The sequence below is a fragment of the Pantoea sp. GD03673 genome, assembly GCF_029844725.1.
GTDB lineage: Bacteria > Pseudomonadota > Gammaproteobacteria > Enterobacterales > Enterobacteriaceae > Pantoea.
In genome coordinates, this window is the sequence record NZ_JAOCKJ010000001.1 from 214,034 (window position 1) to 233,167 (window position 19,134).

Genomic DNA, 19,134 nt, shown 5'->3' on the forward strand with positions numbered 1-19,134 from the left:
ATCTGCCTGGAAATTGTGACGGTGCTCTCATAAACGTCCGTCACGCTGATTTCAGACAGCTCATTTACTGTTAATCAAGAGGAAATAACTCATGTGGAAAAAACCAACTTTCGTTGATATGCGTCTCGGTCTGGAAGTAACGCTTTACATCTCCAACCGTTAATCGTTCTGCCCGCCCTCTGAGCGGGCATTTTTTTTCAACTTCTGGTTTTCCTCTATGTTTATCAAAATCCTCGGTTCAGCCGCGGGTGGCGGGTTTCCGCAGTGGAACTGTAACTGCGCCAACTGCCACGGCGTGCGTAATGGCACGATTCAGGCCCAGGCACGTACGCAATCGTCCATTATCCTGAGCGATAACGGCGAAGACTGGGTGCTGTGCAACGCGTCTCCCGACATCAGCCAGCAGATCCTGCACACGCCGGAACTCACCCGTAAGGGCGTTTTGCGCGGTACGGCAATCGGGGGGATTATCCTGACCGACAGCCAGATTGATCACACCACCGGGCTGCTGAGCCTGCGTGAGGGGTGTCCGCATCAGGTGTGGTGTACGCCGGAAGTGCATGCCGATCTCAGTACCGGCTTCCCGATTTTTCCAATGCTCAGCCACTGGAACGGCGGCCTGCAGCACCGGCCCATTGCGCCACTGACACCGTTCAGCGTTGATGTCTGCACCGATTTACAGTTCACCGCTATCCCCATCATCAGTAACGCACCGCCTTACTCGCCGTACCGTGACCGGCCGCTTGCCGGACATAACGTGGCGCTGTTTATCGAGAACCGGGCGAAGGGGCAGACGCTGCTCTATGCGCCAGGCCTGGGCGAGCCCGATGCGGTGATCCTGCCGTGGCTGCAAAAAGCGGACTGCCTGCTGATTGATGGCACCGTGTGGCAGGATGATGAGCTGCTGACGACCGGCGTGGGTTCCAACACCGGCAGGGCGATGGGCCATCTGGCACTGGCGGAAGAACAGGGGCTGATGGCGCTGCTGGCGTCGCTCCCGGCGAAGCGCAAAATTCTGATCCACATTAACAACACCAATCCGATCCTTAACGAGCAATCACCCCAGCGTCAGTTTCTGACGGAGCAGGGAATAGAGGTGAGCTGGGACGGGATGGCCATCCACCTTCAGGGCTAACTCATGCAGATCACTGACACGCTGTCGCCGCAGGCTTTTGAACAGGCCCTGCGCGACAAAGGCGCTTACTACCATATTTATCACCCGTATCACATTGCGATGCATAACGGCCAGGCAACGCGTGAGCAGATTCAGGGCTGGGTGGCGAACCGCTTCTACTACCAGACCACCATTCCGCTGAAAGATGCGGCGATCATGGCTAACTGCCCCGATCCGGCTACCCGTCGCAAATGGGTGCAGCGCATTCTTGATCACGATGGCAGCAACGGCGAAGAAGGTGGCATTGAGGCCTGGCTGCGGCTGGGCGAGGCGGTCGGGCTGACGCGTGAAGAGCTGCTGTCCGAGCAGCATGTGCTGCCCGGCGTGCGTTTTGCGGTGGATGCCTACATTAACTTCGCCCGCCGCGCCAACTGGCAGGAGGCGGCCTGCAGCTCACTGACTGAGCTGTTTGCCCCGCAGATCCACCAGTCGCGGCTCGACAGCTGGCCACAGCACTATCCGTGGATCAAAGAAGAGGGCTATTTCTACTTTCGCAGTCGCCTGGGTCAGGCAAATCGCGACGTGGAACATGGCCTGGCGCTGGCGCTGGACTATTTCACCACCGCTGAAACGCAGAACCGGATGCTGGAAATATTGCAGTTTAAACTCGATATTTTATGGAGCATGCTGGACGCCATGACTATGGCCTACGAGCTGAAACGTCCGCCTTATCACACCGTCACAGACAAGGCGGCGTGGCACACTACCCGACTGGTATAACAGATGAATGAAAACTCGATTGCCGCGTTTCGTCGCGGCTACCGCATGCAGTGGGAAGCCGCCCAGGATACCCATGTGGTGCTCTATCCTGAAGGCATGGCGAAGCTGAACGAAACCGCCGCCGCCATTCTTGAGCTGGTGGATGGCAAACAGGATATTGCCGCGATCATCGCAACGCTGGACAGCCGTTTCCCGGAAGCGGGCGGCGTGGGTCCGGACGTTTTAGAGTTCCTGCAGTCAGCCTATGAACAGAAGTGGATACAGTTCCGTGACCCCGCATAAACCTGACGTGAATCCGCCGCTCTGGCTGCTGGCCGAGCTGACCTATCGCTGTCCGCTGCAGTGTCCCTATTGCTCCAACCCACTGGATTTCGCGCAGCAGGAGAAAGAGCTGACCACTGAGCAGTGGATAGAAGTTTTTCGTCAGGCACGGGCGATGGGCAGCGTCCAGCTCGGTTTCTCTGGCGGCGAGCCGCTGACCCGCAAGGACCTGCCTGAGCTGATTAAAGCGGCGCGCGATCTCGGTTTCTACACCAACCTGATCACCTCGGGCATTGGCCTGACTGAGAAGAAGCTGGATGCGTTCACCGAGGCCGGTCTGGATCATATCCAGATCAGCTTCCAGGCAAGTGACGAAACCCTGAATGCGGCGCTGGCAGGGTCGAAAAAAGCGTTTCAGCAGAAGCTGGAGATGGCGAAAGCGGTTAAGGCACACGGCTATCCGATGGTGCTGAATTTCGTGCTGCATCGCCACAACATTGATCAGATCGACAGGATTATCGACCTTTGCATTGAGCTGGAGGCGGATGACGTTGAACTGGCGACCTGTCAGTTCTACGGCTGGGCGCAGCTCAACCGTGAAGGCCTGCTGCCGACGCGTGAGCAGATCGCCAGGGCAGAAGCCGTGGTCAGCCGCTACCGTGAGCGGATGAGTACGACCGGCAACCTGACGAACCTGCTGTTTGTCACGCCGGATTACTACGAAGAGCGACCTAAACCCTGTATGGGCGGCTGGGGCGCTATTTTCCTCAGCGTCACGCCAGAGGGCACCGCGCTGCCGTGTCACAGTGCGCGCCAGCTGCCGGTGGAGTTTCCGTCGGTGCTGACGCAGAGTCTGGACGATATCTGGTACAACTCGTTCGGCTTTAACCGCTATCGCGGTTTCGACTGGATGCCGGAGCCGTGCCGCTCCTGTGATGAAAAAGAGAAAGATTTCGGCGGCTGTCGCTGTCAGGCGTTCATGCTGACCGGCAATGCTGACAACACCGATCCGGTGTGCAGCAAATCACCGCATCACGGCAAAATCCTTGAGGCCCGGCGTGAGGCGGATTGCAGCGACATCAAAATTGGTCAGTTGCAGTTCCGTAACCGCAGTAACTCACAGCTGATCTACAAAACACGGAACCTCTGATGGAAACGCGCCGCCTGGTGATTCAGGGTCTGACGGTTGAACTGGTTCATCAGGCGGATGCCCGTCAGGCCGCCGCCTTAATTCAGGTGGGGGCAGGGAGCCACGACGAGCCGGATCGCTGGCCCGGACTGGCACATTTGCTGGAGCATCTGCTGTTCACCGGCAGCAGCGGCTGGCCTGATGAAGGCCGGCTGATGAGCTGGATCCAGACGCAGGGCGGCAAGGTGAATGCCACCACGCTGGCCCGGCGCAGCGCGTACTTCTTCGAGGTAACACCCTCGCAGCTGGCTGACGGGCTGGCCCGATTGCAGGATATGCTGGTCTCTCCGCTTCTTGATAATCGGGCTATTGCCCAGGAAGTGACGGTGATTGACGCGGAGTACCAGCTGCTGCAGCGTCATCAGCCATCCCTTATTGAGGCAGCACTGCTGCACGCCGCAACGCCCGCCGAATTTCATCGCTTCATGATTGGCAGCCGCGCAGGGTTTGGCGATGATCTCCCCGGCCTGCAACGGGCGCTGCGTCAGTTTCACCAGCGCTACTATGTTGCCAGCAATATGCGGCTCTGGCTGCAGGGTCCGCAATCGCTGGATGCGCTGGAACAGCTGGCACGCCAGTTTAGCGCTGCACTGCCCGCCGGGCAGTGGCAGCAGGATTGCGTACCGCCGCAGCTCAACAGCGAAACCGGCTGGCAGCTCGCGGAGACCGACTCTCCGGCGCTGTGGCGCACCTGGCTGCTTAACAGTCGTGACGGCGTCACGTTGTGGCGGGAGTTCCTGCTGGATGAGGCACCCGGTTCGCTGCTGGCCACCCTGCGTGAGCAGGGGCTGGCAGAGTCGCTGGAGCTGAAGTGGATTTATCAGTCTGACGAGGCGCACTGGCTGGCGCTGGGCGTTGAAACCCGGCAGCCCGACACCATAAATGGCCTGATCAATCGCTATTTCGAGGCGCTGCGTCAGACGAACAGAGAGCACCATCAGCACTATTTCCGGCTGGCGCAGCAGCGATTTGTGACGCTGTCACCGATGGAGCAGGTGCGTCAGCGTGCCATCGGCTTTGCACCGGATGAAACGTTGCCTGATCTGCCGCTGCTGCTGGAGAAACTCACTAACGCCCCCGCCACAGTGCTGATCAGCACCCCGGAACCGGCAACCGGACACCTGCTTACCCAGGGCTTCAGTCTGGCGCTGACCGCGTTGAGGCCAGCGCCGCGTGTCGCGCTGCCTCCGGCGAAGTTCAGCTTCTATCCGCTGGATACCGCCACTGCGTCTGCGCCGCTGCCCGCACAGGCGGTGGCGCTGCCGCATCATCAGCCTGACGACCCGCAGGTGACGTTAATCCTGCGGCCGGAGTTCTGGACAACCTTCACGGCAGAGGCGGGCGAAACGCTGGGCCGACGGCTGCGTCCATTGTTTGCGGCGCTGCGTCATCAGGGCGGTAACGGCAGCTGGCAGGAAGTGGAGGGCGTGTGGCAACTGACGCTCCGGCTGACACCGGATGAGGCGGTAACTGACCGGGCGCTAAGCCAGATAATCTCTGCGCTGACGCTGCCCGTTGCGGCGGAGCAGCCCTCTTCAGATGAAAGCATTGCGATTCGTGCGCTGCTGCAACAGTTGCCTTATCAGCTGGCAGCGACGTTTGCGCCGCATTGCTGGCGGGCCGCGCTGAAAGGCGGCAACACGGCGCTTCACGCCGTTATCGCCCGGCGGCTCAGCGCATTGTCGCTGCCGGTTAACCCCGCCACGCCGCCAACGCGGATGACCACGCAGACCGGCATGACGCGCCTGCCACATGCCAGCGCCGACAACGCGCTGCTGCTGTTTATCCCGCTGCAACGTCCTGAACAGCTCGCCGCACTGCGCGCACTGGCACAGATTTATGAGCCGCGCTTTTTCCAGCGCTACCGCGTTGAGCAGCCGATAGGTTACGTGGTGAGCAGCCGCTATATGCGCTGTGCCGATGAAGACGGCGTCCTGTTTGCGCTGCAGTCGCCCGATTACAGTGCGCTGTCACTGTTGCGCTACTGCCGCAACTTCCTGCGTTCACTGAACGAGGCGCTGGCGGGGTGTGATCTGGTGGCACTGAAAGCGCGTCTGTTAAGCCAGCAAGCGGATCAGCCACTGGCCCTGTTACGCCGTGAAAATGGTCTGGCAGAAACGGATGCGGCGCAGATTGAGGCGCTGACGCTTACCGATCTTCATCAGCTGCACCGCACGCTGATTCAGGATCGTCGCCGCTGGCGTGTGCTTTTCACCGGCAGAAACGCGTAGCGACCGGCTTAAGGTTGCTGAATTTATTTGAAAATTACCGACAAATCTCTTCACTGTCTATTCCGGGCAAAGTGAACCACACTCATTTTACTTTTGTCCGCTTAAGGAATTGACTGTGAAGAACTTCAAACGTATCGCACTGCCCCTGTTAGCTGCTGCCACCCTTTACGCTCCGTTGTCTCAGGCTGAGGCGATGCACTACCAGCTGAACCCTGAGCATACGTCGGTAATTGTTGCCTGGAACCATTTTGGCTTCTCAAATCCTACTGCGGATATCCCGGATGCAACCGGTACGCTGGTGTTTGATAAAGATCACCCTGAGGCATCACGCGTTGACGTGACCCTGCCAGTCAGCAAAATCGACAGCCACGTTGCGGCGCTGACGAAAGAATTCAAAGGTGCTGAGTACTTCGACACCGCGAAATACCCGACGGCAACCTTCCACAGCACTAAAGTGGTTGCGAAGGGCGACAACAAATTTGACGTTGAAGGTAACCTGACCCTGAAAGGGATCACCAAACCGGTTACCCTGCACGCCACGCTGAACAAGCAGGGCGAGCACCCGATGGTGAAGAAGCAGGCGATTGGTTTTGATGCCACCGGCACCATCAAGCGTTCTGACTTCAAACTGGACAAATATGTCCCGGCGGTCAGCGACGAGGTCACCCTGACCCTGTCTACCGAAGCTTACGCGAAGTAACCGGCGACAGGCGCAGCCCTTGCGGCTGCGCCACGTCTCCCGCGCTTTTACAGCCAGCCCTGCAGACTTCCCAGGGTGACGGAAGCCCCGCCACAAACGATAACCAGCACGTTATCCTCCGGCTTAACGCTGATTTTCCCGTCATAGAGCAGGGATAACGAAACGCCACAGGCGGGTTCTGTCAGGACGCGATGATCATCCAGAAAGCGGCGGCAGGCATTCACCGCTTCTTCGTCGGTCACAATCATTCCCCTGACGTCAGTGCGACGCGCCACGTCAAAGGCATTTTCGCACACCTGACTGGCCGCCAGCGTGGTGGCTATGCCGCTGACCCGGTCGAGAGAGACCCGTGTGCCCGCTTTCAGCGCGGCGTTAAGCGAAGCGGTCCCCTCCGTCTCGACGGCATAAATCGGGATATGGCTGAGCTGATACTTTTCCAGGCCCTGCGCAATACCGGAAAGCAGACTGCCCCCGCCCACGGAGAGGATCACCGCATCCGGCCGCAGCCCTTCGCTAATCACTTCGTCCACCAGCGTACTGATCCCGTCCCACAACAGCGGATTGTCAAAGGGGTGGATGTAGATATGGTCCTGCGACGCCAGCGACAGGGCGTAGTCGTTCGCCTCACGCCAGACCTTGCCGTGGACGATAAGCCTGGCGCCTTCCTGTTCAATAAGCTGTCTGGCACGTGCTGAGGTGGTTTCAGGCACCACCACCGTGACCGGCAGCCCCAGTTTGCGCCCGCTGTGCGCAACGGCAATCCCCGCATTGCCGCCAGAGGAGCAGATAAACCCCTTCGCGCCCTGTGCGGCGTAGTGGCGACAGATATTGCCTGCGCTTCTGAGTTTGAACGACCCGGTCGGCTGGGCCGATTCCATTTTCAGCCAGACGTTGCACCCGCTGTGCTGACTCAGTGGCAGGGAATGAATGAGAGGGGTACGGATAGCTATTTCCATGCGTCTAATCCTGGTCAAAAGTGGTCATGACAAACCGGGTTACCGTCCGTGAGAACGGCTGTGTTGTCGCGCGGGAAAGCCGTGCCCGACGCTGGAGCGTGCCACCGTTCAGGATAGCGTGTGGCATTCTCCTTAGAAATCATCATCGTTCAGCTGCATTTTTCATCTGCAATGCGCCGTTATACCTAACAATGCTACGCGTTCGCAACAGAGAAAATAAATCTGCTTAACATCAGCAGGCGGGCGTGATGCCTGCACATTCATAGCCGCTATTTTGCCTGGAAACACAGATAAATGAGGCGAAAGTCACAAATTTGCAACAGCGCGAAATAACGACTTAAGCGCAAACGGGTGTTGAAATAAAATTCAGATGCCTTCTGAACTAACCCGCTGATTTATCTCATTTCGCTGCGAATGTGATGCCTGAAAATAGTGTGATGCCTTTCACAAAAAAAGGTTGAAGACTCCCACTGTCAATACGCCCGCCTGAAAAATACCGCACGTAACTGTGATCTCCTCTGCAAATAGCAAGCTCGCTTACCGGAAGAATAACCTTCAGCAGAATAAGCCAGTGAGGTGAGGGGAATGCGAATTGGTATGGTGATCAGTGGCGGTGATGTAACCGGCATTAATAATTTTGTCTTCCAGATTGCGCGTCTGGCGCAGGCGGAGATGGTGATATTTGACGGCGGCATTCCGGGCCTGCTGGAAAATAACCCTCGCGTGATCAGCCAGCGCGATCTGCTCGACTTTTCCATCGCCTCAATTCCGGTCATGCAATCGGGACGCACTGAAAAGAAACTGGTTCATGGCGAATATGAATCTATTGCACGCCAGCTGAAAAGCGCCCGCATTGATGTATTAATTATGGCGGGCGGCGACGGGTCGTTACAGTTTCTCCACACCCTGTCGGCGTCGGGCGTGAATTGTTTCGGCGTTGGCATGACCATTGATAATGATGTCTTTGGCAGCGATTACACCCTGGGATTTTCCACCGCCTGCGAGCAGGTATTAAAAGAGGTTGCCAAACTGCGTAATACTGGCCGCGCCTTACCGGGCCGGGTTTTTATGCTGGAACTTCTCGGCGGATATTGCGGCGAACTAACCCTGCAGTCGGCGATTAAATCTAACGCTGATCTGGCTTTAATACCGGAATGCCAGATCCCGTTACCCCAACTGGCCCAGCGGATCACCCAGCGACTGTCACAGCAGAACAGCGTGGTGATCCTCTGTTCAGAAGGCTACACGCGTGAATATTCGCCGGGTTTTCAGGGGGCAATCGACACCTTAATCAAACAGCTTGAGCCGCTGATTGGCGTGCGCATCCGTAAAACCATTCTTGGTTACGGGCTGCGGAATGGTGATCCCACCTGCGAAGAAATTTTTCAGGGCACTATTATGGCCAGTGAAGTGGTGCGATGTATTCAGTCTGGCATGCGAAATAAAGCGGTCATTATTAATGGCAGCAATAAACCGATCCCGATTGATTTAATAAGCATGCAAAAACGCCTGGTCGATATTGACGGGCATCATTACAAACTCGCTAAACAACTCAATATAGTGTGAGGAAAAACCATGCTGAAAATATTATGTGTCTGTGGTTGTGGATTAGGCTCCAGTTTTGCGATTGAGATGAGCGCAAAAGCGGTATTAAAAAAACTGGAGATTGAGGCCGATATCGATCACACCACCATTTCAGAAGCGAATGCCTTTAAATCAGACATGATTCTGACGCAAAAAGCCTTTGCCGATGTTTTAAACGCCGACGCCAGCCCGGAACAGATCAAACGGGTCATCATTCTTAACCGGCTCACCGATAAAGCGGAAATTGAGCAGAAGATCCTGGCTTTTTTAAAAGAACGCAACGTAAAGGTCGCCGCCCATGAATAGTGTGATCGATTTCCTGGTAAAAGATCTGCTGGGGCAGGCTTCGATTCTGATCGCTTTTATTGCGCTGATTGGTCTGCTACTGCAAAAAAAATCGGCCGGCAAGGTGATGGAAGGCACCTTTAAAACCCTGCTCGGCTTTTTAATTATGATGGCGGGTATCAATATTATTGTGGGCACTCTGACGTTCCTCAATACCCTTTTTACCCACGGCTTTGGTATGCGCGGTTATATCACCGACGTGGCCGCCATTGCCGGGCTGGCTAACCGTGAACTGGGGTCTGAGGTGGCGCTGACGCTGCTGGTGATTTTTATCGTCAACATCATCATCGCGCGACTGACGCCGTTTAAGTACATCTTCCTGACCGGCCAGGCCTTGCTGTGGATGGCAACGATTGGCGCGGTGATTGGCTACAAAGCGGGGCTGACCGGCCTGCCGCTGATCCTCACCGGCGGTATCTTTGGCGGGATTATGGCGGTTGTGATGCCCGCACTGGCGCAGCCGGTAGTGCGGCGCATCACCGACTCGGACGACGTGGCTCTGGGGCATTTCTGCACCCTCGGTTATCTGGTCACGGCGGCGGTCGCTAAAGTGGCGGGTAAAGGATCGCGCTCCACCGAAGACCTTAAGCTACCCGATAACTTCAAATTCCTGCAGGACACTTATCTGTCGATGGCGCTGGTGATGGTGCCGATGTATCTGATCCCCGCCGTGGCAGCCGGCCCGGCGTTCATTGCCCAATACAGCAACGGCATGAACTACCTGATGTACGCCTTTATGCAGTCGATTCAGTTTGTCGCCGGGGTCTTCGTGCTTTACAGCGGTGTCCGCCTGCTGCTGAACGAACTGGTGCCAGCCTTCCGGGGGATCGCCATGCGCGTGGTGCCGGATGCGAAACCGGCGCTGGACTGCCCGGTGATGTTCCCGTATGCCCCGAACGCGGTAATTGTTGGCTTTCTCGCCACCACGCTTGGCTCCATCGTCGGCATGCTGGTTTTCCCGATGTTTGGTCTGGCGATGATCCTGCCTGGCCTGCTGACCAACTTCTTCGCGGGCGGTACCGCCGGAGTCTTCGGGAATGCCCTGGGCGGACGGCGCGGCGCAATGATCGGCGGCTTCGTCCACGGACTCTTTATCACCTTTCTGCCCGCCATCCTGGTGCCGATGCTGGAGAGCTACGGCTTCACCGGTGTGACCTTCAGTGATTCAGACGTCATCAGTACCGGCCTGGTGCTCGGTCATGCCTTCCAGAATAACTGGCTGTTTGTCGCCCTGTTTATTGTCTTTGTTACCGCGCTTGCCTGGTTTGTTAACGGCAAATCAACTAAACCTCAGGAGGAAAAAATCCATGAAACTTTATAATTTCGCCGAACTGTTACAGCTGGCTAAACAGCGAGACTTTAAAGCGGTCGGTTCGTTTAATCTTCACTGTCTGGAGATGTTGCCCGCCTATTTTAAAGCGGCAGAGAAAACCAACAGCCCGTTAATGATTCAGATCTCCACCGGCACGGCAAACTATCTGGGTCATAAGCTGCTGGTTGATGCCATTAAATCACTGTCAGAAAGCAGGAATGTGCCTGCCTGTCTGCATCTCGATCATTGTTCAGATTTAACGTCGATTCAGACCGCCATTGATGCCGGATTCAGTTCTGTTATGTATGACGGCTCACACCTGCCCATTGACGAGAATATTGCGCATACCCGCCGGGTCATTGATATGGCGCGGCCACGCAATGTCTCGGTTGAGGCGGAGCTGGGTGCGATTGGCGGGTCGGAAGAGGGTAAATGCGTAGAGATGGAGGCCATAGCGTTTACGCCGGTAGAGGATGCGCGCCGCTTCGTTGAAGAGACCGGGGTGGACATGCTGGCGATCTCCATCGGCACCGTACACGGGCTATACAGCGGCAAAGCGCATATTCAGCATCAGCGGCTGGCGGATATTACAGCGGCAACGCATACGCCGCTGGTGCTGCACGGCGGCACCGGCGTCAGCGATGACGATATGCGGCTGGCAGTCAGCAGCGGCATCGAGAAGGTCAATGTCGGCACCGAAATGAATGTGCAGTGGGTGGCACAGTGCAAATCCACCTTTGAGAAAGGCAAGGTTAATGACAGCGTGCGTAATTTCCTGGTACCGGCCAATGATGCGGTGACCAATGTACTGGTCGAAAAAATGCAGCTGTTCCGGTAATGATCAGCGCCGCCATCATCGGTTTAGTGCGACGTCTCTTTAATTTTCTCTTTGTTTTAGCCACCCCACCATGATGCGGGGCAGGAGAGCCTATGTTTGGATTCCTCAAAAAGTCTGCGGCTGTGGAGCACCCCAGCGATCAGCAGCAGGATTATCTGGCGCAATTAAGTCGCGAGAAAATAACGCAACTGGAGCAACAGCTGGCGATAAATCCGCGTGATGGCGACACGCAAAAACAATTAATGCTGGAATATAACCGGGCATTAAGCCTGTTTGCGAAAAGCCGTCGTTACCGCAATGAAATTGATGCGCTGTTTGTCAAAATCGATGAACTACGCAATGTGGTGCGCCAGTCGATTTAAGGAGAGCTGATGACGATTAAGCAGTTATTGCAAGAGGCAAACGCTATTCAGATTGGGATCAACGCCACGGACTGGCGTCAGGTTATCGCGCTGGCCGCCCAACCGCTGGTCAGCGGCGGCTACCTGGATGCCACCTATCCTGATGCCGTGATCGCCAACACGCTGGCTCACGGCGCTTACTACGTGTTTGAGGAGGGGATCGCCATTCCCCATGCGCGACCGGAAGCGGGGGTGATTCGTGACTGTTTCAGTCTGATTCTGCTCACTGAGCCGATCGCGTTTGAGGGAAGTGATAAAGCGGACATTGTGATTATGTTTGGTGCCCGCGACAGCAATGCCCATATCGAAGAGGGGATCCGCGCGATTGTCTCGCTGCTGGAGGATGAGGAGACGCTGGTCAGATTACGTCAGGCCAGAAGCGTAGCGGAGGTCATCGACATTTTATGACGCAAAACACACCGTTGAAACGCGTGGTACTGGTTAACGGCATCCCGGCGTCGGGCAAGAGCACGCTGACGCACGCGCTGTCACAGCACTTTGGCTGGCCGGTACTGACGCTCGACAGCCTGAAAGAGCCGTTCATGTCCTGTTTTGCGCCGGTCGATCGTCAGCGCAACCGGCAACTGGGCTGTGCGGCTTATCAGGCAATCTGGAATATTGTCGGGCAGGCACCCGCCAGTCAGATCTGGCTCATCGACGCCTGGTTCGGGTTCCAGCCGCGCACGCTGCTGGAGCAGGGACTGAAACAGGCAGGCGTGGCGGAGGTGCTGGAACTGTGGCTGAAAATCGCGCCGGACATGGCGGTGGCGCGCTATCAGGCGCGGCTGTCGCAGCGGCTGCCGGGCCATCCGGGGGCTGAGTATCTGCCGGAGCTGCGCCAGCTGGCGCATCAGGCAAGGCCAATGGCGCTGGGAGCGGTGTTTGACGTTGACGCCTGCTGTCAGGATCACGCGGCCGTTGTCTCCTGGCTGCATCAACAACTGGCCAGAACCCGCTACACTTCAGCTCATCATCAGAAGCGTGAGGCGTTACAGGATGTCACCACCCCCTTATCTGCAAACCGGTGAAAGCGCCGTGCTCTATGACGGCGTCTGTAAACTGTGTAACGGCTGGGTTCAGTTCCTGCTCCGTCATCATCTGGCGCGGCAGGTCCGTTTTGCCTCGGTGCAGAGCGAGCAGGGCAAAGCGCTGCTGCGTTGGGCCGGACTGCCGGAAGAGAATGTCAGTACCATTGTCTATATTGCCGATAACCAGCACTGGCTGCGGGCACAGGCGGTCTTTCGCGTGATGCAGCACCTGCCTGCACCCTGGCGCGGGCTGGCAGTGCTGCGCCACTTCCCGGATGCAATCAGTAATTTTGCCTATGACCGCATCGCCTTAAACCGCTATAAGCTGTTTGGCCGCTACAGCAGCCAGCACGCGATCCAGCCCGATTATCCTGGTCGATTTTTGCATCCGGTTGACCCGACTGAGACGGCTAAAGGCTAAATACCGTGCGCTGGCGGCTGGTCTTAATCAGTGCTGACCCGATAAACACATTCCAGCATTTGATCCTGTAAATAAACCTAAGGAGGAATTTTTTTATTGCAGGGAGAGCACAGACCAAAATAAAAAATAGCGAGTCTTTTTTAATCGAATTGCAATGAATGCTTGGTTAAAAGACGTTATCAGAAATTACTGATCAGACCTGCAGGGGTAATGACGCGCATGCGACATTCCTTGCGCCCCTGACTTATTATTGACAGGCGCACGCTCAATTGCTGCTTCATTGAAAAAACATTTTATTTAACCATTAATCAGGCGGGTGATTTATTTTGATCTTCTTTTTCAGGGGTGGTATAAAAAACAGCGCTGCGCATGATTATTTCAGGATGAATTAACATCAGGGTTTACAAAATGGAAAAATTTATTTAAAGCGCAGTTGAAAATGATTACAGGTGCGAAGGGGACTTTTGATCCCGTTTATGCGGGTGTCAGTATCCATGCAAGCCAGCAGGGCGATGGCGGCAAGCCAGGGTTTTGTGGGTACACGTCCAGCTGTCTGGATTCAGGGGCTATTATCAGCAATAACCCATGCGCATCAGGTATTTTGCAGGTGCTATACCCGGCTTTTTTGTGGATGTAGCAAGCGGTGTTGTCGCAGGCGTGCTAACGTGCGTTGCCAGCGGTAATGGAAATTTCAGGGAATAACTATGGCAGACGGTGTACGAGGCAGGGAAAAGAAAGCTAAAAACGCCTGTACTATACCTGGGGTGTTGTTAGCGAATGCTATGTTAACTTCAGTGAATCTTTTTCCTCAGGATGGATGGCTGGGTTTTATGCCCTATGACATTGCAAAATTTTTTGTGATTATATTTTGCGGCTACGGTGGCGTTTCACTTTTGAAGGATCTTTCCCTCTATTTTATGACAGGTTCACAGAAGTAAATCTCACACGGACAGGCTCGCTTCGGCGGGCCTTTTTCAAAAAAATTAAAAAATGAAACTAACTCCCCTTTCTCTCTTTTAACAACTTCGCTGTAAAATTCGGGTATCCTGAAGGCTGGCTGAATCACCAAACGTGACACAAGAGGGGCTATGCCGGTTAATTTCGATCTCAACGATCTCTATGCGTTTCGCGCGCTGGTGGAGTTCGGTAATTTTCGCCTGGCGGCGGAATCGATCTGCCTTTCACAGTCGGCGCTGAGCCGCCGCATCGATAAGCTGGAAACCACGCTTGGGATCAAACTGTTTGAGCGGACCACACGCCGCGTTACGCTGACGCTGAAAGGGCATGCGTTTGCTCAGCGTTCGGATAAGCTGCTGGCCGATTTTGAAGAGGTGATGGCCGATCTCAGTGAAGTGAGCTTAGCCCGCACCGGCCTGATTACCGTCGCCTGCGTGCCGTCCGCCGCCTACTATTTTATGCCCAACATCATCCGGCTGTTTCAGGTGCGCTATCCAAAAGTGCGGGTCAAACTGGTCGATAGCAGTGCGGCTAACGTCTATGACGCGGTGATTGGCGGGCAGGCTGACTTTGGCATCAGTTTTTCCAGCCGTTCGCAGCCAGACGTGCATTTCCAGCCGCTGATGGACGACCCTTATGTGGCAGCCTGTCGGCGTGAGCACCCGATAGCAGGCAAAAAGAGTCTCAGCTGGCGTGAGTTTTATCAGTATGAGTGGGTCGGGCTGGATAAAACTTCCGGCAATCGCAACCTGCTGGATCAGGCATTGCATACGATCATGCCGGAGAAGCCTTGTGTCTGTGAAACCCGGCACGTTACCACCATGCTGGGGATGGTAGAGGCGGGGCTTGGCATTGCTGCCGTCCCCGCCATGTCGATGCCCGGCTACGATCATGCTCTGCTGATGGCGGTGCCGTTAACCGATCCACAGGTGAAACGCACCGTGGGCCTGCTGCGTAAAAATGGCCGGACGCTGTCACATATTGCCAGCGAACTGGAGAACCTGATCATTGAACAGTATCAGCGACTTTAACCGGTTCTGACGCCTTCACGCTGTGCAGTCCGCTGGCGAGCACCGCCTGCTGTGCCGCAGGCGAGGCGAGCCAGTGCAGCAGCTTTGCCGCCTCATCCGGCTGCGCTGACCTGCGTACCACCGCACCGGCGAAGCGGGTGGTGTATTGCAGCGTGTCCGGCAGTTCGCCAATAAAGGTAACGCCTGATACCGGCAGCAGTTCGCTGACCTGCTGAAACCCGATAGCGTATTTACCGGCTGCCACCTCGGAGGCCACAGGAATGCGCTCAACCCTGACCGCCTTCGCCTTAACCTGATCCTCAATGCCCAGTCGGCTGAACAGCTGGCTGCTTACATATTTGCCGCTGGCGCTGTCTGAGTAGGCGATGGACGCGGCGTTCAGCAGGGCGGTGCGTAGTGCGCTTTCGCTGTTAATTTTAACCGGCGCGGCTCCCTGTTTAATCACGGCACCGATGCGCGAGTCAGCCAGCTCAACCCGTGAACCTGGCAGCGTCGCACCCTGCTTTTGCAGATCACTTAACGCATCGCCAACCATAATCACCACATCGGCGGGTTCACCGCGCGCCAGCCGGGCCGGAATGGCCTGTGGCGTCCTGCCCATTGACGGGCCAGCGACGGTTTTAAGGGTGATGCCCTCTTCTCTGGCGAAGCGGGGCGACAGGCTGTCCCAGGCTGCTTTAAACCCGCCGGAGATCATCACCGTCAGTTCTTTTGCCTGCGCCGTGGCACTGCCCGCCATGCTGAACAGCAGGGCAGCGCACAGCGACATCGTTTTCAGTTTCATTTTCTTTTCCTTAGCTCACGGTTTCACGGGCAGGTGAGACGGCACGGCGGGTGCGACGATAGAGGTAAAGCGTCGCGCCCAGGGCGCAGACAGCTGCAAAACTCATCCAGTAGCCCGGTGACGCTTTATCGCCGGTCAGCTCAATCAGGCCGGTTGACATTACCGGGGTGAAGCCGCCAAACAGCGCAGTTGCCAGACTGTAGGCCAGCGAGAAGCCTGCCACACGGACTTCCGCAGGCATGATTTCGGTCAGCGCCGGGATCATCGCGCCGTTGTAGAGGCCATAAATCATCGACAGCCACAGCAACACGCCCAGCATCATTGAGAAGCCCGGTGCGGCTGCCAGCAGGCTCAGGGCCGGATAGCTGGTGGCGATCGCCAGCAGGGTCATGGCGACCAGCACAGGTTTACGGCCAAAGCGGTCGGAGATCGCGCCGCCAATCGGCAGCCAGATGAAGTTGGATACCGCAACCAGCAAGGTCACCAGCAGGCTGTCTGAGGCACTCAGCAGCAGAACTTTCTTGCCAAAGGTCGGGGCGTAAACGGTAATCAGGTAAAACGCCGTCGTGGTCATCGCCACCATCAGCATCCCGGCAATCACCACCTGCCAGTTGGCCAGCAGGATGCGGAACACCTGTTTCACGTCAGGATGACTGCGGCGATTGCTGAACTCCTGAGTCTCTTCCAGCTTGCGACGCAGCACGAAAATAAACGGCACAATCAAACAGCCAAACAGGAAAGGAATGCGCCAGCCCCATTCGCGGATGGCACTCTCTTCCAGCACCGCATTGAGAATAAAGCCCATCGCCGCCGCCACCATAATCGCCACCTGCTGACTGCCCGACTGCCAGCTGGTGTAGAAGCCCTTGCGGCCTGGCGTGGCGATCTCGGCCAGATAGACCGATACGCCGCCCAGCTCCGCACCGGCGGAGAAGCCCTGCAGCAGTCGGCCGATCAGCACCAGCAGCGGTGCCCACAGGCCAATGCTCTGGTAAGAGGGGATCAGCACAATCATAAAGGTGCCCGCCGCCATGATGGAGAGCGTGACGATCAGCCCCTTACGACGACCGACCTTGTCGATGTACGCGCCCAGTACCACTGCGCCGATGGGCCGCATCAGGAAACCAGCGCCAAATACGGCAAAGGTCATCATCAGTGAGGCGAATTCACTGCTGGCCGGGAAAAAGGTGTGGGCGATATAGGTGGCATAGAAACCGAACAGGAAGAAATCAAACTGTTCGAGGAAATTGCCTGAGGTAACACGAAATATCGCGCCAATCCTGGCGCGGTGAGTCATGGGTGAGGTTGTCTGCATCAGTAACTCCAGTAAGGTATGACGCTTTTTGCCGCGCCTGTCACTGAAGAGTGGATCACTGCCCGGCGCTAAATAAGTGCAAAAAGGACAATGATTAATGTGTTAACCGCATGATTGCCGTGCGTTATCAATAAAAATGCTTTTATTCAACGGGTTAAGTGGGTGGCTTGTTTTTTAAGCGTGTTAGCGGCTCTGAGGCGAGTTTGCGGAAATGTGACAGAATTCATAAGCGTGTTACGGGCTGGTGAGGTCGAAACCTCTCTGGCACCGGTGATTCTTACCGATCACCTTCGATAATCAGGAGCAGACCATGTTTAGCGGACTCAGTGCTTTTCCTCTTACGCCTTTTGCTGATGGCAAGCCCGATGAAGCGGCTTTTCTGCGGCTGCTGCACAGGCTGACGGAGGCAAAAGTGGATTCCCTCGGCGTGCTGGGATCTACCGGCAGCTACGCTTATCTGACGCGCGCGCAGCGCAAACGCATCGCAACGCTGGCAACTGAACATGCCGAGGCGATTCCGGTGATGATCTGCGTCGGCGCGGTAAGCACCGACGAGGTGCTGGCGCTGACGGAGGATGCGCAGCAGGCAGGGGCATCCGCTTTACTGCTGCCCCCGCTGGGTTATCAGGCACTGAAAGAGGATGAGGTTTTCACGCTTTTTGAGACCGTGACGCGTCACGCTTCAGTCCCGGTCTGCATTTATGACAATCCGGGCACGACACACTTTACTTTCCCGGATGCGCTGCTGGGCCGGATAGCGGAACTGCCCGGTATTGGTGCCGTGAAAATCCCTGGCGTACCGGCGGCGCAATCTGCGGCGAATGACCGACTGGCTCAACTGCGGAGCACGCTGCCTGCTGCCGTGTCGGTTGGCATCAGCGGCGACGCCTCTGCCGCGAATGCGTTGATTGCGGGCTGTGATGGCTGGTTTTCGGTGTGCGGCGGGCTGTTTCCGCGCACCGCAAAAGCGATGACCGATGCGGCAGCCGCAGGCGATTTTGAGCGCGTCAGCGCCCAGTCAGAACGCCTGCAGCCGTTGTGGGCGCTGTTTCGCCAGCATGGTGGCAGTTTCAGGGTGATTAGCGCGGCGGCGGGGCTGCTGGGACTGACCGGGCGTGACAATCTGCCGCGCCCGCTGTTGCCGCTTTCCGCAGTCGATTGCCAGCAGATCGCTGACGTGCTCGCGGCACTCGAACTCGCCTGACGTCAGAAGTGATTAACCGTGGCGCACCAGATTAAAGCCTTCCTCCTTCTGCGACGGTTCGAAATAACGGGTAATCAGCGCGAACTGCTCGTCCGTTGCGGCAAAGGCGTGTTCGCCGCCCTGATTACGGGTGTGCAGACGCGATTTACACAGCGCGTCCGGCACATCCAGGTAATGCAGACGATGGTCGGCAGAGGTGGCCTGAATGACCGATCGCATCCAGTCACGGTTTGCCCGGGTGTTAGCAGGAAAATCCAGCACCACCGACACACCTGCGTTAAGCAGTGCCACAAGATGGGGCGTCATCGCCTTTCGGAGTGTGGCTGACAGGCGCACGTAATCGGCTACCGACTGCATTTCGTCCTGATAGAGCGCGGCCAGCCACGCGTCCTCGCTGATCATCACACAGCCGGGTGCAGCGCCCAGCTCAGCCGCAAGCGTCGATTTTCCGGACGCCATTTTTCCACACAGCAGATGCAGCGTAGCAGGGACAGTCATCATGTCACTCCTTTAACAGCCGGGTAAGGGACCGTTCGGCAGACCTGAAACGTGTCTTGCCGACGCGTCATTCAGGCTAACAAAATGAACAAGCAATGACACGCATAAGGTTCTCGTGAGTAAACGCCGGTATGACCCGCCAGGACAGCATCAAGTGCGGAGGACAGGGTTACACGGGGTGCAGC

General features: G+C 56.6%; 22 protein-coding genes. 18 read left to right on the forward strand and 4 right to left on the reverse strand.

All coding sequences use genetic code 11. The features are described from left to right. Window positions 1-91: 91 nt before the first annotated feature. The 7 genes from pqqA to N5J69_RS01050 all read left to right on the forward strand — a co-directional run bounded on the left by pqqA (window position 92) and on the right by N5J69_RS01050 (window position 6,275). Window positions 92-163 (forward strand): pyrroloquinoline quinone precursor peptide PqqA, encoded by a 72-nt coding sequence (pqqA, locus tag N5J69_RS01020; protein ID WP_010245082.1) that lies wholly within the window; start codon window positions 92-94, stop codon window positions 161-163. 54 nt (window positions 164-217) lie between these two features. Continuing rightward, window positions 218-1,135 (forward strand): pyrroloquinoline quinone biosynthesis protein PqqB, encoded by a 918-nt coding sequence (pqqB, locus tag N5J69_RS01025; RefSeq protein ID WP_279767491.1) that lies wholly within the window; start codon window positions 218-220, stop codon window positions 1,133-1,135. Between the two features lie 3 nt (window positions 1,136-1,138). Further along, window positions 1,139-1,894 (forward strand): pyrroloquinoline-quinone synthase PqqC, encoded by a 756-nt coding sequence (gene pqqC / locus N5J69_RS01030; RefSeq protein WP_279767492.1) that lies wholly within the window; start codon window positions 1,139-1,141, stop codon window positions 1,892-1,894. 3 nt (window positions 1,895-1,897) lie between these two features. After that, the gene (pqqD, locus tag N5J69_RS01035; RefSeq protein ID WP_013357814.1) at window positions 1,898-2,176 is read left to right on the forward strand and encodes a pyrroloquinoline quinone biosynthesis peptide chaperone PqqD; all 279 of its coding nucleotides are present in this window, start codon (window positions 1,898-1,900) and stop codon (window positions 2,174-2,176) included. After that, on the forward strand, window positions 2,163-3,305 hold the full coding sequence (gene pqqE, locus N5J69_RS01040) for a pyrroloquinoline quinone biosynthesis protein PqqE (protein WP_279767495.1): 1,143 nt from the start codon (window positions 2,163-2,165) through the stop codon (window positions 3,303-3,305). Before pqqD ends, pqqE begins: the two co-directional genes overlap by 14 nt. Then, window positions 3,305-5,575 carry a pyrroloquinoline quinone biosynthesis protein PqqF gene (gene pqqF / locus N5J69_RS01045; RefSeq protein WP_279767498.1) on the forward strand — a complete coding sequence of 757 codons (2,271 nt, stop codon included), beginning with the start codon at window positions 3,305-3,307 and terminating at the stop codon, window positions 5,573-5,575. Before pqqE ends, pqqF begins: the two co-directional genes overlap by 1 nt. Window positions 5,576-5,690: 115 nt before the next feature. After that, on the forward strand, window positions 5,691-6,275 hold the full coding sequence (locus N5J69_RS01050; RefSeq protein ID WP_279767500.1) for a YceI family protein: 585 nt from the start codon (window positions 5,691-5,693) through the stop codon (window positions 6,273-6,275). A gap of 47 nt (window positions 6,276-6,322) precedes the next feature. Here the strand turns inward: N5J69_RS01050 and N5J69_RS01055 are convergent, their stop codons facing one another. Beyond that, entirely contained in the window at window positions 6,323-7,231 is a 909-nt protein-coding gene (locus N5J69_RS01055; RefSeq protein WP_279767501.1) for a pyridoxal-phosphate dependent enzyme, read from the reverse strand. A gap of 585 nt (window positions 7,232-7,816) precedes the next feature. Here N5J69_RS01055 and N5J69_RS01060 point away from each other — a divergent pair. The 10 genes from N5J69_RS01060 (at window position 7,817) to N5J69_RS01105 (ending at window position 15,148) form a co-directional block, all read left to right on the forward strand. Next, complete coding sequence (locus N5J69_RS01060; protein ID WP_279767502.1) at window positions 7,817-8,797, forward strand: 6-phosphofructokinase; 981 nt, start codon at window positions 7,817-7,819, stop codon at window positions 8,795-8,797. 9 nt (window positions 8,798-8,806) lie between these two features. Further along, on the forward strand, window positions 8,807-9,121 hold the full coding sequence (locus tag N5J69_RS01065; RefSeq protein WP_010245062.1) for a PTS sugar transporter subunit IIB: 315 nt from the start codon (window positions 8,807-8,809) through the stop codon (window positions 9,119-9,121). Further along, window positions 9,114-10,481, forward strand: coding sequence for a PTS sugar transporter subunit IIC (locus tag N5J69_RS01070; RefSeq protein ID WP_279767504.1), 1,368 nt, complete (start codon window positions 9,114-9,116; stop codon window positions 10,479-10,481). Before N5J69_RS01065 ends, N5J69_RS01070 begins: the two co-directional genes overlap by 8 nt. Next, the gene (locus N5J69_RS01075; protein WP_279767506.1) at window positions 10,468-11,310 is read left to right on the forward strand and encodes a class II fructose-bisphosphate aldolase; all 843 of its coding nucleotides are present in this window, start codon (window positions 10,468-10,470) and stop codon (window positions 11,308-11,310) included. Before N5J69_RS01070 ends, N5J69_RS01075 begins: the two co-directional genes overlap by 14 nt. 92 nt (window positions 11,311-11,402) lie before the next feature. Further along, complete coding sequence (locus N5J69_RS01080; RefSeq protein ID WP_279767507.1) at window positions 11,403-11,672, forward strand: hypothetical protein; 270 nt, start codon at window positions 11,403-11,405, stop codon at window positions 11,670-11,672. Window positions 11,673-11,681: 9 nt separating this feature from the next. Beyond that, window positions 11,682-12,119, forward strand: coding sequence for a PTS sugar transporter subunit IIA (locus tag N5J69_RS01085; RefSeq protein ID WP_279767509.1), 438 nt, complete (start codon window positions 11,682-11,684; stop codon window positions 12,117-12,119). After that, the gene (locus N5J69_RS01090; RefSeq protein WP_279767511.1) at window positions 12,116-12,739 is read left to right on the forward strand and encodes a glucokinase; all 624 of its coding nucleotides are present in this window, start codon (window positions 12,116-12,118) and stop codon (window positions 12,737-12,739) included. The genes N5J69_RS01085 and N5J69_RS01090 overlap by 4 nt, the downstream gene beginning before the upstream one ends. After that, window positions 12,708-13,160 (forward strand): thiol-disulfide oxidoreductase DCC family protein, encoded by a 453-nt coding sequence (locus N5J69_RS01095; protein WP_279767512.1) that lies wholly within the window; start codon window positions 12,708-12,710, stop codon window positions 13,158-13,160. Before N5J69_RS01090 ends, N5J69_RS01095 begins: the two co-directional genes overlap by 32 nt. Window positions 13,161-13,864: 704 nt before the next feature. After that, window positions 13,865-14,098, forward strand: a complete 234-nt coding sequence (locus N5J69_RS01100) for a hypothetical protein (protein WP_279767514.1) — start codon at window positions 13,865-13,867, stop codon at window positions 14,096-14,098. A 150-nt stretch (window positions 14,099-14,248) separates the two neighbouring features. Then, a complete protein-coding gene (locus N5J69_RS01105) occupies window positions 14,249-15,148 on the forward strand; it encodes a LysR family transcriptional regulator (protein WP_279767515.1) in 900 nt (299 codons plus the stop codon). Here the strand turns inward: N5J69_RS01105 and N5J69_RS01110 are convergent. Both N5J69_RS01110 and N5J69_RS01115 read right to left on the reverse strand, forming a co-directional pair. Continuing rightward, window positions 15,123-15,932, reverse strand: coding sequence for a substrate-binding domain-containing protein (locus N5J69_RS01110; RefSeq protein WP_279767517.1), 810 nt, complete (start codon window positions 15,930-15,932; stop codon window positions 15,123-15,125). The two genes, N5J69_RS01105 and N5J69_RS01110, sit on opposite strands and share 26 nt — an antisense overlap. Before the next feature lie 10 nt (window positions 15,933-15,942). Next, a complete protein-coding gene (locus tag N5J69_RS01115; protein ID WP_279768088.1) occupies window positions 15,943-17,250 on the reverse strand; it encodes an MFS transporter in 1,308 nt (435 codons plus the stop codon). Between the two features lie 307 nt (window positions 17,251-17,557). Between N5J69_RS01115 and N5J69_RS01120 the strand changes: the two genes are divergently transcribed. Beyond that, window positions 17,558-18,451 (forward strand): dihydrodipicolinate synthase family protein, encoded by an 894-nt coding sequence (locus N5J69_RS01120; RefSeq protein WP_279767518.1) that lies wholly within the window; start codon window positions 17,558-17,560, stop codon window positions 18,449-18,451. Window positions 18,452-18,463: 12 nt separating this feature from the next. Here N5J69_RS01120 and N5J69_RS01125 read toward each other — a convergent pair whose 3' ends face one another. Beyond that, window positions 18,464-18,952, reverse strand: coding sequence for an ATP-binding protein (locus N5J69_RS01125; protein WP_279767521.1), 489 nt, complete (start codon window positions 18,950-18,952; stop codon window positions 18,464-18,466). Between the last annotated feature and the right edge of the window lie 182 nt (window positions 18,953-19,134).